Raw genomic sequence first — 12,851 nt, 5'->3', positions numbered from 1 at the left:
GATCCCATGACCGCAAGACGAGACATCGAAGCCATCACCGAACGGATACGCCAGCGCTCCAAACCGGGCCGGGAGCGCTACCTCAGCCGTATCGCCGAAGCGTCGAACCAGACCGCCAACCGGTCGGTGCTGTCCTGCGGCAACCTTGCCCATGGCTTCGCGGTCTGCAGCCCCTCGGAAAAGCTGGCGCTCGGTGCCGACAAGGTGCCCAATCTCGGCATCATCACCTCTTACAACGACATGCTGTCGGCGCATCAGCCCTTCGAGACCTTCCCTGCCCTGATCAAGGAGGCCGCGCGCGAGGCGGGCGGCATCGCCCAGGTCGCGGGCGGCGTGCCGGCGATGTGCGATGGCGTGACCCAAGGCCAGCCCGGCATGGAGCTGTCGCTGTTTTCGCGCGACGTGATCGCCATGGCAGCCGCGATCGGCCTGTCGCACAACATGTTCGACGCCGCCGTCTATCTCGGCGTCTGCGACAAGATCGTCCCGGGTCTGGTGATCGCCGCACTAACCTTCGGCCATCTGCCGGCGGTGTTCATTCCTGCCGGCCCGATGACGACAGGCCTGCCCAACGATGAGAAGGCCAAGGTCCGCCAGCTCTATGCCGAGGGCAAGGCAGGACGCGCCGAACTCCTGGAAGCCGAGTCCAAGTCGTATCACGGGCCGGGCACCTGCACCTTCTACGGGACGGCGAACTCCAACCAGATGCTGATGGAGATCATGGGCCTGCACACGCCGGGCGCGTCCTTCGTCAACCCCGGCACGCCCCTGCGCGACGCCTTGACCCGCGAAGCGACGAAACGGGCACTGGCGATCACCGCGCTCGGCAACGCCTATACGCCGGTCGGGCGGATGATCGACGAACGTTCGTTCGTCAATGGCGTCGTCGGCCTGCATGCCACCGGCGGCTCGACCAACCACACCATCCACCTGATCGCCATGGCCGCCGCCGCCGGCATCGCGCTGACCTGGCAGGATATTTCCGACCTCTCGGAAGCGGTGCCTCTGTTGGCACGGGTCTATCCGAACGGACTTGCCGACGTGAATCATTTCCATGCAGCCGGCGGCCTCGGCTTCCTGATCCGCGAACTGCTCGACGAAGGCGTCCTGCACGAGGATGTGCAGACGGTGTGGGGCGAAGGCCTGCGGCCGTACGCGGTCGAGGCAAAGCTCGGCGCCGACGGCGGTGTGCTGCGCGAGGCTTCGCCGCGCGCAAGCGGCGACGAAAAGGTGCTGGCGCCGTTCAACAAGGCCTTCCAAGCGACGGGCGGTCTGAAGGTGCTGGCGGGCAATCTCGGCCACGCCGTCATCAAGACATCGGCGGTCAAACCGGAGCGGCGTATCATCGAAGCGCCGGCCAAGGTGTTCGACAGCCAGCAGGGGCTGAACGACGCCTTCAAGGCGGGCACACTCACCGGCGACTTCATCGCCGTCATCCGCTTCCAGGGTCCGAAGGCCAACGGCATGCCGGAACTGCACAAGCTGACCACCGTGCTCGGCATCCTGCAGGATCGCGGCCAGCGCGTGGCGCTGGTCACCGATGGGCGCATGTCGGGTGCCTCCGGCAAGGTGCCGGCGGCAATCCATGTGACGCCGGAAGCGGTCGAGGACGGGCCGATCGCGCGGATCCATGACGGCGACATCATCCGCCTCGACGCCGATGCCGGCACGCTGGAAGTGCTGGTGCCAGGCACCGAATTCGCGCTGCGCCGCACAGCCGAAGTCGATCTCATCGGCAATGAATTCGGCTTCGGACGCGAGTTGTTCGCCGGCTTCCGCCAATTGGTGGGCCGCGCCGATCACGGCGCCAGCGCGTTCGGCACTGCCTGACGCATTCTGTCCGGCATGAAAAAGGGCGGCTCGTGGCCGCCCTTTTTGCCGGTCGAAATCGCAATCCTCATTGCACCGTCAGTTCAACCCGCTCTCCGGCCTTCACGGTCACGGCGCCTTCCTTCTTGCTGTTGTCCGACTTCTCCGAAACCACGGCGTAATCGCCGGCCGCTATCGCGGCCTGATACTTCTCGTCATAGGCATAGCCGATCGACTTGCGATTGCCATTGATGTCCTTCTTCGTCTCGAAGATCTCGATCTTGGAGGTGCCGGGCGCCGTGATTGCCAGCACGCCGGCATTCATGGCGACCTTGAGGTCCTGGAACTCGCCGACCTTGACGCTGAAAGGCTGTTCCACGATGGCGAGATCGACCGTCGCGATCAGCACATAGTCATCGGGCGGCAGATCGAACTTGCTGTCGGGGCCATAGGCATAGGTGACCTCGTCGCGGGTGCCATCGATCTTCTTCTTGGCCTTGAGCACCTTGAAGCCGATGCCTGAACCGTCAGCCTTGTCGCCGCCGGCCACATAGTATGCGTTGGCAACGACATGGCCGACGCCGACGATGATGTCCTTGTCGATCACCCTGCCCGCGGCGAGCGGGATCGTTTCGGTGACCACGCCCTGCCCGATCGTGACGGTCACTTTCTCGTCGCCGGCCGGCAACACGACTTTCGTGTCTCCATAATAGGTCGGAGGGTTGTCGACGCCCGGATAGGCGATCACGACAGCCGCCCCGCTGGCCACATCGGCACCTTGGCTCGGACGCGGATGCAGGATGAGTGTGCCGGCATTCAAGGTGAACAGCGGCTTGTAGACCTGGCCCGCCTCGATCTCGATCTTCTGCTCCGTCTTGGCCTCACCGTCGCGCGCGACGACGATGTAGTCGCCCGGTTCCAGATTGGCTTTGTAGTCGCCGTATTCGGTGGTGACGTTGTCGCCGCGCGTGCCGTCCGATTTGGCCTTGTAGACTTCCCAGGCATTGCCGTCGGTGACAGGATCGCCGCCCTCGGCCAGCACCACGGTCGGCATGAAATTGAACTCGGGCTTCGCCGGCTCGGGCGCTGGTGCCGGAGCGGGGGCCGGTGCTGGCTCGGGCGCCGGTGCCGCGACGGTCTCGACCAGCGCCTCCTGCAGCGCCTTCTCATCGGAAGCCTGGATGTATTTGCCGCCGGTATTGTCGGCGAGGCAGGCAATCTGCTTACCTTCGTCGGCGGTCAGGCCGAAGCCGACGACGTCGGCGGTGAAATCGACGCCGGAGGCTTCGAGTTCCTTGCCCAGCGCACAAGGGTCGCCGGCGCACGTTTCCAGCCCATCGGTGATAAGAACGACAGTTGCCTTGTCCTCGGTGTATTTCAGCGCTTCGGCCGCCTGCTTGACGGCTGCCGTCAGCGGCGTCTTGCCGAGGAACTTCATGCTGTCGGCGGCTGCCGAGATGGCGCTTGCCGAGCCCGCCTGGGGCGGCACGATCAGTTGGATGTCGTCGCAGCTGCCTTTTTCGCGATGGCCATAGGCCATGAAGCCGATCTCGTCGTCGGCGGGAACCGATTGAAGCACGGTCCTCAGCGATTCGCGGGCGATTTCCAGCTTGGGCTTTCCGTCGATCTGCGCCCACATCGATCCCGACGCGTCGAGGATGATGATGACCTTGTTGGCGGCAAAGCCGAATGTCGTCGTCGACAAAAGGAGGATCGCCGCAGCGACGCTCCGCGCAAGTATCGCCATCGAAATCTCCTGAGTTAGCCACCCCGTCCGCTGGCCGAAGCTATTTGAGCGCGTGCAGGGACACAAGCCACCGCTATCAACGATAGCTCGCATAGGGCCCGTGCGTACCCAATTCAGTATGTCGTGCGGCGCTCTTCCGAGGGCGGGCGGCCAAACTGCAGCCGATAGCTCTGGGCAAAATAGGAATGCGAGGTGAAGCCGGTCGCGATCGCCACGTCGAGGATCGGCATGTTGGTCTGGCGCAGCAATTCGCGCGCCCGCTCCAGCCGCAGCCGCATGTAGTAGCGTCCGGGCGTGACGTTGAGATGGCGCAGGAACAGCCGCTCCACCTGGCGCACCGAGAGGCCCGCCGACTTGGCGAGCTGTACCGCCGACAGCGGCTCATCGAGATGGTCGGCCATCAGTTCGACGATGCGTCGCAACTTCTCCGACTTGCCGGTGAGGTCACGCTCCGGCCCGACGCGCTGGCGGTCTCCAGCGGAGCGGATGCGCTCGTGCTGGAACTGGTTGGCGACGCCATTGGCGAGGTTGGAGCCGAAATCGCCACGCACGATCTCCAGCATCAGATCGATCGAGGTGGTGCCGCCGGCGCAGGTGTAGCGTTTGCGGTCGATCTCGAAGACGTTGCCCGTGCAGTTGATGTCGGGAAAGCGCTCGACGAAGCCGGCGCGGTTTTCCCAATGGATCGTGCAGCGATAGCCTTCGAGCTGGCCAGCCTCGGCCAGCAGGTAGGATCCGACCGACAAGGCACCAAGCGCGTTGCCGCGCCGGCCCCAGCTGCGCAAGGCGGCCAGAACCTTGCTCTTGCCCGGAAATTCTGTCGTCAAGCCGACCGAGACGAAGAGAATATCGACCGGCGGCAGGTCCGCGACGGCGTAGTCGATCTTGAGCGGCAGGCCGTTGGAAGCCATCACCGGGTCACCATCGGCCGACACAGTTGTCCAGCCGTAGAAGTCGCGACCGAGCAGGCGGTTCGCCGACCGGAACGTATCGATCGCGGCGGCCAGCGAGAACATCGAAAACTTGTCGACCAGCAGGAAAGCGAACTGCCGGCCGCCTTGAACGGGATCATTCGTGACCGGCCGTTCCGGGGAAATAGTGGGGTTCGGCAAAGCTGCGGCTTTCAGGGTCAACCCGGGCTCAGAAGGAAGGCCGCTTCAGTCCGGCCGCAAGGTAGGCCGAAGCTAACGTATTGGCCATCAACATGGCAATGGTCATCGGCCCGACGCCGCCGGGCACCGGAGTGATCGCGCCGGCCGCCCTGGCCGCTTCGGCATAGGCGACATCGCCGACGAGACGCGACTTGCCCTCGCCTTTCTCGGGCGCGGGAATGCGGTTGATGCCGACATCGATGACGGTGGCGCCAGGCTTGACCCAGTCACCCCTGATCATTTCCGGCCTGCCGACAGCGGCGACCAGGATGTCGGCCGTGCGGGCAAGCGCCGGCAGGTCCTTGGTGCGGCTATGCGCGATGGTGACGGTGCAGTTGGCGGCAAGCAGCAGATTGGCCATCGGCTTGCCGACGATGTTGGAGCGGCCGACGACAACGGCGTTGAGGCCGGACAGATCCTTGCCGCGCACGCGCTCGATCAAAAGCATCGAGCCGGCGGGCGTGCAGGGAACGAAGGCCGTGTCGAGTTCACCAGTGCCGAGCTTGCCGACATTGATGAAATGGAAGCCGTCGACGTCCTTGTGCGGCGCGATCGCCTGGATGATCTTGCCGGCATCGACATGGGCGGGCAGCGGAAGCTGGACCAGGATGCCGTTGATTTCAGGATCGGCGTTGAGTTCGGCGATGAGCTTGAGCAGCGCCTCTTGGGACGTTTCCGCCGGCAGCGTGTGCTGAAGCGAATGAAAGCCGCATTCCTTGGCGGTACGGGATTTGGAGGCGACATAGACCTGGCTCGCCGGATCCTCGCCGACGATGACGACGGCCAGGCCTGGCTTGGCCTGGCCCTTGGCGACCAGCTCGGCAGTCAGCGCCTTGACCGTCCGCACCACGTCTTCGGCAACGCTTTTTCCGTCAATCACTTCGGCCATGCCACCCTCAACATCGTTCCGCCCAACGCCGCTTCGAGAACATAATGCCGCGGCGCAGGCAATCTGCAGCGCGGCATTGTCACGAAAATACAAGCTCGCAATCCCGTCAAAGCGCCTTCCCATGCCGTTTACGCGAAACCGGCACGGTTTTGTTCGGCCTCCGCAGCCTATCTAATGGTTCAGAAGTAGCGGCGGCGGGTGCGGTTTTCCGTGAGTTCGCGGACCGCTTCGCGGAATTCACGCAGGCTGGCGCGAATCTCTTCGACCGATGCTTGTTCGCCACCCTCCTCGACCGGGGTCGGCCTCGCGGGCGGGGCGGCCGGTGGCTGCGCCGGAGCGGGCGGCGGCGGATACGGCATCTGCGCCGCATAAGGTCCCGCTGAGCTTTGCGTGGAGGGATGGCCCGCTTGCGACCAGGGCTGCGCCTGGGGGTAGCCCAACGGCTGTGCATAGGGAGAGGACGGAAACGGGGGAGCTGGGTACGTTGCCTGTTGCGGCATCAGGGGCGAGCGCGAAGGCAAGGTCATCCGCTGCCCATACCCCGCATCGGGGCCCGGCTGGAAGGGTGACTGCGAATAATCCAGGCCGGCCGCCTGCCGAGGCCCGAAACCGGACTCCGGATGGCCAGGAAATAGCGGAGCGTTGACAGGCCGTCCGTTGTCGGCGAAGGCGGGTAGGCCGAACCCGCTGGAGATGTCGTCGTCGGCTTCGGCGGACGGCTTGCGGGACATGGCCTTGCGCAGTCTCGACATGAGTGCGCCAATCCTCCCCGAGCTTTCGGCGGGAGCGGCCTCGGTCCGCGTGACCGGCGGCGGTGGTGCGGGCGGCGGCGGCACATGCGCTGCCGCGATCGGTGGCTCTGGCGGAGGCTCCGCCCGGAATGCCTGCTCCTCGCGAGGCGCTCTCTGGTCAGCCAACTTGCGTTCGTCCACCTTGCGCTCGCGGCGTGAGCGCGCGCTTGCCGTCTCGCGCAGGCTGTCATAGGTGCCACGCAGAGCGCCGAGGCCAACACCGGCAGCAAGGCCAAGCAGCAGGCCGGCCAGCGCCACCAAGGCCCGTGAGGGTCCATTTGGCTCGAGTGGAGCCTGGGCGGGAGTGATCACATTGATGTTGGTCGTGTTGATGCCCGTCTGTTCACCAGTCTCCTTGGCGCGCAGGAGATATTGTTCGTAGACGGAACGCTTGGCGGTGGCCTCGCGCTCCAGCTCCCGCAGGGCAACCAGGTCGCTGTTGACGTCGCCGCTTTGGACCTTTGCCTGGGCCAGCCGGGAAGCGAGGTCCTGTTCGAGCTGAACCGCGCGCTTCAAGTCGACCTGCAGCGAAGAGGCGATGCGGCGCAGTTCAGCCGCGATGCGTTCGCGCGCGCCGGCGATCTGGGCGTCGAGGGCCTGGAGTTCTGGATGACGCGGTCCCAGCCGGACCGCGGCACGATCGGCCTCCTGCTTCAGCGTTGCATATTGCGAGCGCAGATCGCTCATGGCGTTGGAGTTGATCTCTTCCGGCAACGTGCCGGTCAGAACGGAATTGACATCCAGCGAACGCGCCGACGCTGCCCGGGCATTGAGTTCCAGCGTGCGGGCGCGGGCGACCGAGAGCTGCTCGTTGAGCTTCAGCATTTGATCGTCGCTGATCAGATGGCCTTGCGCGTCGACCAGGCCATGCGTGGCCCTGAAATCCTCGACCTTGCGCTCGGCCGCCTCGACCCCCTTGCGCAGATCATCGAGCTTGGACGTCAATTCGTTCGTCGCGCGTCCGGCCATGTCGGACTGGTATTTGGCGGCTTCCTGCTGGAAGACGGTCCTCGTCGTATTGGCAATGAGCGCCGACTTGTCGCCGTTCTGGGTCACGGCGCTGACGGAAATGACAAAAGTCTTGCCGCTGCGTTCGACCGACAGACTTTTGGCCAGATTGCCGACAGCCAGCGCCTGGCGGCGAATCTCATCGACGCCGCCCGGCCCATCGTTGCGTGACACGATCGAGCGGATGAGCGACATGACGCCGAGGCCGCCGGAGCCCTGGCCATTGAATTCCGGATCGTTGACGAGGTTGAGATTCTTGACAACCTGATCGAGAACGGTGCCCGAGGTTAGCATCTTGATCCGGGTTTCGACGACGGCCAGAGCGGCATCGGGCTGGCCTACCGGTTGGGTGAGATCGCGGTCGGAGAGCTTCAGGTCACCCGGCTCGATGATCAGTTCGGTCGTGGCTTCGTATTTCTTCGGCATCGACAAGGCGATGGCAACGCCAAGTCCAGCGCCCAGTATCGTGGTCGCAACGATCAGCAGCTTCGACCTGGCAACGCCGCGAACGACCAGCATCGGATCGATCAGCGGCTTCCATTGCTGACTGTCGGCCCCGCCATTGGAGGACGGGTCGGCTCTGCCCGTAGCGCGGGACCCGATTGCATCATGGGCGCCACCCGTGCCCGAAGGTTCCTCCGGGGCGGGCCTTGCTGGCGGCATGTCGGGTGGCAAATCGCCGGTGCCGGTTTCCCCCCGCGAACGCCAGGCGCCGTCGGATTCAAACGGCTGCTCCTCGTCCAGGCGAGACCGTTCGGCGCTATCGGCTGCCGACCGAGGCGGGCTCGCCTTCGTCTCGCGACGGGAACGAGCCAGGCGATGGCGCGTGGCGGCATCCTCGCGCCACGAAGGGTCCGCGCGATCTCCAATCGAGACCAGCGAAGCATCGTCCTCGCCACGCACGGCTTCGCCAAGCGCCAGCAACGAGCGCTCGCGCTTCCAGTCTTCACGGTTTTCCCTGTCGACCATGTCGTGGAGCTTTACTCTTGGCCGCTTGGCAGCGGCGGTCGGCCATTCGTTAAGTCACGCTAAACAGGCATAGGAAACAAAAGGTTAATTTTCGAAAGAGGACGGCAAGAATTCACGCCATGGTTGCAACAATTTTCAACACTACTGAAAGCTTCAGAACGGCGCGTTAAACTTTCCAGCCTATGCATTTTCCTCGACGTATGACTGAGGCCAGCGACATACCGCAAAGGCGGACCTTCGCGCGGATCGGCACCTTGATGGCCGAACGGCGGGGGCTGGTGCGCGACTATTTTTCGGCGATCAGCGGCGCCGGCGGGCGACTGGTGTTTTCACTCGCCTATTTCATCGCACTCGCCAATACGCTGTCGATCGCAGAGTTCGGCATGTTCGCCACCGCCTCGGCGGCCGGCGTCATGCTGTCGAGGCTTCTCGCCTTCGGTTTCATTTCGGCACTCTACCGCACCGCCACCATCCGCCCCAATCTGATCGGCACGTTCACAGCGGGTTTCCTGCTGCTCGGCGCCGTCTCGCTGCCGCTTTTGGTCCTGGCCTCGTTCGGCGTCTACCTGATCTTCTTTGCCGGCACTGTGCCGCTGTCGGTATTCACGGCCATCGTTTTTGCCGAGGCACTGCTGTGGCGGCCGGTGGAAGTGGCGCTGATCGTCAACAACGGGCTGGGCAAATTCGGCCGTGCAGCCGTGCTGGCGATCCTGGCCACCGCACTGCGGGCGCTTGGCGCTGTGTTGTTCATGGTCTCGCCACAGCATGACATTTGGATGTGGTCGTGGTTCTACATAGGGGCCAACGCTGCCTCGCTGCTTTTGGCTTTTGGCTGGTTCTATCCACGCCAGCGGCTGCGGCTGCGCATCGAACTCTATCTGCGGCGGCTCGCCGATTCCATCTATGTGGCCGGCGCCGAGGTGTTGTTCTACCTGCAATCGGAATTCGACAAGCTGCTGGTGCTGGCGATCGGTGGCCCGCATTTGGCCGGCATCTATGCCATCATCATGCGGCTCGTCGACCTGACGGCGATCCCCATCCGTACCTTCTCCATGATGCTCGTGCAGCGCATGATGCGCGCGCCGGAGCTGCTGTCGCGCCTTGCGATAAAGAGCGGCATCGAGGGCGGCGTGTTCCTCGTTTCAACGCTGGCGCTGGCAGCGCTTGGCATCGTGCTGCATTTCTTTCCCAACGCGCTCGGCAGGAATGTTTCCGAGGCCTCACCCCTGGTGGCGCTGGCGATCTGTGTGCCTGGACTGCGCAATCTGGTCGAATACCAGGCCGAGCTTCTTTTCGCGCGCGGCCAGACGCTGGTGCGAGCGCTCAATCTCGGCCTGCTCGCCGCCCTCAAGGCGCTGCTGCTGATCTATGTGCTGACCACCATTTCCGAAACATCTGATCTGGTGCTGTCGCTCAACATCGTCTTCCTGCTGCTCTACCTCGCGTCCATGCTGCTGACCTATTCGGCGCTGCGCAGACCGGCCAAGGCAATCTAGGACAATCAGCGATCAAGCCCGATCAGGCGTCGGATCCGGCCTATATCGGTGCCGATAAAGGACTGCATGCCGATTGCCACCTGCTCTGGCGCCATGCTGGCAACGAAGCGGCGGAACTCGTCGTCCGACAGCGCCTCGCCCGTCCAGTGGACGCGGCAGAATTCTTCCGAACCGTGGAAGTGGCCGGCTCCGTCCAGCAGATCGTCGACATAGCGCCCGTAGATCATGCATTCGGAGAATTTGCGCGCCGAGCCGATGACCTCGACCCAGTCGCGGCCATGGACCTTTTCGATCCGGCCGCACATGGCAAGCACCGTGTCGCGGCGCCAGGCGATCAGCGTCGAGATATAATCATGGACCGATCTCCGGGACGAATCGATGCCAAGTGCCGTTCCGGCATTGCACGACCACAAGCGATGCTCGTCATGGCCGTCATCGGCGAGCACGCCATCCCGGCGGAACAAACGCGCCTTGCCATCTCGCCAGAAGGCACCGCAATCAAACGCCTTCAGGAAAGCGACGTCGGAATCGCAGAAGATCAGCACATCTTCCCCTGCGTGCGCCGATATGGCGATACGGCGCAGCTGCTGCACGTGCCAGCCACGCAGCGGCTGGGTTTTCAGGCTGAGCCAGACGCGGCGGCGAAACAGGCTGAGCGGATCGTCGAAGGCGCGCAGCCAGCGCGGCAGGAGATCCCGCTCATCGACGACCGAACGGCGGCTGGTCTGCAACTGACGGAAAAGCGCAAGGTCGCGATGTTCGACCAGAATGTAGTGGTGCGCGGCACCCGAGACATGCCGGTCAAGCGTTTCGCACAGCAGTCGGCAGCGTTCGAAATCCGGGGCGTAGCTTGCCGTCACAACCGCTGCCGTCGGCGTCTTCGGCAACAGGCGTGGGCCGGCCAGCGGGTCTGGGACGAACCGCTTGTTCAACGAAACTCTCCGGGAGCATCTGCGACGGCCTCGGCGCCGCGCGCCCATTTCTGCTTGACGACCCGCCACAGGAACAGGGGGTTGCCGACCACGTAGCGGCGCCAGAGCCGGCCCGGCTCGACCGCCAGACGGAACAGCCATTCCAGCCGCAGGCGGCGCATCCACAGCGGTGCGCGCGGCACCGAGCCGCTCAGGAAATCGAGCAACGCGCCGACCGCGATCGGCAGCGTGCAATGGCGTTCGTCGATGTGGCGTTCAATCCACAATTCCTGGCGCGGCACGCCCATCGCGACCAGCAGCATATCAGGCCGTAGCTTTGCGATGCGGTCGATGATCTCCGGCTCCTGCGCGGGGGAGAAATAACCGTCGTGAATGACCACGAAGTTGTGCTGCACGGCAAGCGCCGCCAGCTTCACGGACGCCGCCTCGGCGTTGACACGGGTTGCTCCGAGCAGCCCCACCGTCAGCGGCCTCTTGGAAGCCTGCAGGAAGGCCGGCACGAAATCGGTGCCGTTGAGATTGTCGGGAAACGGCGCGCCGTAGAGAAGCTTCGCGGCGAGATCGACGCCAATGCCGTCCGGCAGGATGAGGAAATCGTCGAGCGCCTCGGCGAACACCGGGTCGGTGTGGGCGATATTGGCATTGTGGGCGTTGAGGAAACTGACCTTGGTGAAGCGCCGCTCGGCGATCAATCGGTTCAGCAAGGCAATCGCATCGTCCCAGCGGATCGCCAGCACCGGGATGCCGAGGATTGCCTTCAGGCTGTCAAAGCCGAACGCGGCGCGGGCGGCGTGCATGTTCATGCAAACACCTCCTCCCGCACGGCGCCGATTTTTTCGAGACCGACACGAACCGCGGCGTCGAGCGCCTTGACCTGCCGGCGATGGAAGGTGCTGCCATCGACATCGTGAATGTCGGCCGCGGCTGCCTCCAGGGCCCGGGCGAAGCCGGCCGGATCGTCGGTGACGACGCAATTGTCGGGGCGATGGTCGATGCCGCGCAGCGACCGGCTGGTGGCGACCGAGGGCAGGCCAAGCTCGAAGGTCTCGATGGTCTTCAGCTGTACGCCGCTGCCCGCGGTGCTGATCAGCGGGATGACGGCCGCGCCGCGCACGAAAGCCCTGGCATCTGCGACACGGCCGACAAACTCGACGCCCGGATGCGCGGAGGTGACGCCGGAAGGCATGTGACCCGCTATGCGGATGCGGAAACCAGGCCGCAGATGCGGCACCACCTTGCCCAAGAACCAGTCGAGGCCGATGCGGTTCGGCTGCCAGGTCCAGGTGCCGATCAGGGCCGCGTCACAGTCGATCGCGCGCCGGCCGTTCCAGACTGGCGCCGTGGCGCCGGTCACCAGCGGCAGCACCACCGAACGATCATCCGAGGCGACGCCAAGTGCCCCGCGATCCTCCTCGGCCAACGTGAAGACAAAACGCGCGCGGCGGCAGAGGCGCTCTTCGACCAGTTTGAGCAGCCTTGCCTCGCGCCGAAACAGCAGGCGCTGGAAAATGCCGGCGGCGGCAACGGCGTTCTCCCGCGCCGAGAGATGCTCGACATTGTGGGCGACGAAAATCGAAGGCCGGTCTTCGAAGACCCGTTCGAAAGCACCGGCGAACTGCACGGAATTCAGCACATAGCCATCGAACGGACCGGCTCGTTCGAGGGCGGCCTGAACATCGTGGCTGGACACCGCACGCAACTTGACCGACGCGAAGGTCAGGCCTGAAAACATCGCCTTGCCGACCCAGACAAGCTTTTGCAGCGGCGAAGCACTTTCGGTGCGCACGTCGACCGCCCCCAGCACCACGGTATTTTCGGGATCGGCCGCGGCTTTCCCGGGCCAGGTGAAGCCGATGACCGTGACGCGCGCGCCGGCGCGCCGCAGGGCGGCGATAATCGCGGCGTTGGCTATCTCGTAGCCCGAGGCGAGAGCACCGTCGGGCACGATCGATGTGGCGAACAGCAGATGCATCTTACCTATCCTGTGGTGTAGCCGGTAGCAAAGCGCGGTGAACCCTTGATTAAACGAGCACGATCAACGCCCCAAAACCCATGTCTG

General features: G+C 64.4%; 9 protein-coding genes. 2 read left to right on the top strand and 7 right to left on the bottom strand.

What is annotated here, in order from left to right; translation table 11 throughout:
- The first annotated feature begins 6 nt into the window (after positions 1-6).
- A complete protein-coding gene (gene edd / locus FJ954_RS06275; RefSeq protein ID WP_140660789.1) occupies positions 7-1,830 on the top strand; it encodes a phosphogluconate dehydratase in 1,824 nt (607 codons plus the stop codon).
- Between the two features lie 67 nt (positions 1,831-1,897).
- Here the strand turns inward: edd and FJ954_RS06270 are convergent, their stop codons facing one another.
- The 4 genes from FJ954_RS06270 to FJ954_RS06255 all read right to left on the bottom strand — a co-directional run bounded on the left by FJ954_RS06270 (position 1,898) and on the right by FJ954_RS06255 (position 8,364).
- On the bottom strand, positions 1,898-3,556 hold the full coding sequence (locus tag FJ954_RS06270) for a VWA domain-containing protein (protein WP_140660788.1): 1,659 nt from the start codon (positions 3,554-3,556) through the stop codon (positions 1,898-1,900).
- A gap of 113 nt (positions 3,557-3,669) precedes the next feature.
- Positions 3,670-4,668 carry a GlxA family transcriptional regulator gene (locus FJ954_RS06265; protein ID WP_032922464.1) on the bottom strand — a complete coding sequence of 333 codons (999 nt, stop codon included), beginning with the start codon at positions 4,666-4,668 and terminating at the stop codon, positions 3,670-3,672.
- 28 nt (positions 4,669-4,696) lie between these two features.
- Positions 4,697-5,596 carry a bifunctional methylenetetrahydrofolate dehydrogenase/methenyltetrahydrofolate cyclohydrolase FolD gene (folD, locus tag FJ954_RS06260; RefSeq protein ID WP_140660787.1) on the bottom strand — a complete coding sequence of 300 codons (900 nt, stop codon included), beginning with the start codon at positions 5,594-5,596 and terminating at the stop codon, positions 4,697-4,699.
- Positions 5,597-5,775: 179 nt separating this feature from the next.
- Positions 5,776-8,364 carry a GumC family protein gene (locus FJ954_RS06255; RefSeq protein ID WP_140660786.1) on the bottom strand — a complete coding sequence of 863 codons (2,589 nt, stop codon included), beginning with the start codon at positions 8,362-8,364 and terminating at the stop codon, positions 5,776-5,778.
- A gap of 200 nt (positions 8,365-8,564) precedes the next feature.
- On the opposite strand from FJ954_RS06255, the gene FJ954_RS06250 reads away from it, so the two are divergent.
- The gene (locus tag FJ954_RS06250) at positions 8,565-9,860 is read left to right on the top strand and encodes a lipopolysaccharide biosynthesis protein (protein ID WP_140660785.1); all 1,296 of its coding nucleotides are present in this window, start codon (positions 8,565-8,567) and stop codon (positions 9,858-9,860) included.
- Between the two features lie 5 nt (positions 9,861-9,865).
- Here FJ954_RS06250 and FJ954_RS06245 read toward each other — a convergent pair whose 3' ends face one another.
- The 3 genes from FJ954_RS06245 to FJ954_RS06235 are packed head-to-tail and all read right to left on the bottom strand — an operon-like array spanning position 9,866 to position 12,764.
- Entirely contained in the window at positions 9,866-10,792 is a 927-nt protein-coding gene (locus FJ954_RS06245) for a DUF6492 family protein (RefSeq protein WP_140660784.1), read from the bottom strand.
- Complete coding sequence (locus tag FJ954_RS06240) at positions 10,789-11,595, bottom strand: WecB/TagA/CpsF family glycosyltransferase (RefSeq protein ID WP_015316291.1); 807 nt, start codon at positions 11,593-11,595, stop codon at positions 10,789-10,791. The genes FJ954_RS06245 and FJ954_RS06240 overlap by 4 nt, the downstream gene beginning before the upstream one ends.
- Complete coding sequence (locus FJ954_RS06235) at positions 11,592-12,764, bottom strand: glycosyltransferase family 4 protein (protein WP_140660783.1); 1,173 nt, start codon at positions 12,762-12,764, stop codon at positions 11,592-11,594. Before FJ954_RS06235 ends, FJ954_RS06240 begins: the two co-directional genes overlap by 4 nt.
- Between the last annotated feature and the right edge of the window lie 87 nt (positions 12,765-12,851).

Origin of the sequence: Mesorhizobium sp. B2-3-15 (assembly GCF_006442875.1) — a bacterium.
Taxonomy (GTDB): domain Bacteria; phylum Pseudomonadota; class Alphaproteobacteria; order Rhizobiales; family Rhizobiaceae; genus Mesorhizobium; species Mesorhizobium australicum.
This window is presented reverse-complemented; position numbering and strand designations above follow the sequence as displayed.

Coding starts and splice junctions, on each gene's coding strand:
- edd (WP_140660789.1), top strand. CDS start 7: ATGACCGCAAGACGAGACATCGAAGCCATCACCGAACGGATACGCCAG.
- folD (WP_140660787.1), bottom strand. CDS start 5,596: ATGGCCGAAGTGATTGACGGAAAAAGCGTTGCCGAAGACGTGGTGCGG.
- FJ954_RS06255 (WP_140660786.1), bottom strand. CDS start 8,364: ATGGTCGACAGGGAAAACCGTGAAGACTGGAAGCGCGAGCGCTCGTTG.
- FJ954_RS06270 (WP_140660788.1), bottom strand. CDS start 3,556: ATGGCGATACTTGCGCGGAGCGTCGCTGCGGCGATCCTCCTTTTGTCG.
- FJ954_RS06235 (WP_140660783.1), bottom strand. CDS start 12,764: ATGCATCTGCTGTTCGCCACATCGATCGTGCCCGACGGTGCTCTCGCC.
- FJ954_RS06240 (WP_015316291.1), bottom strand. CDS start 11,595: ATGAACATGCACGCCGCCCGCGCCGCGTTCGGCTTTGACAGCCTGAAG.
- FJ954_RS06250 (WP_140660785.1), top strand. CDS start 8,565: ATGACTGAGGCCAGCGACATACCGCAAAGGCGGACCTTCGCGCGGATC.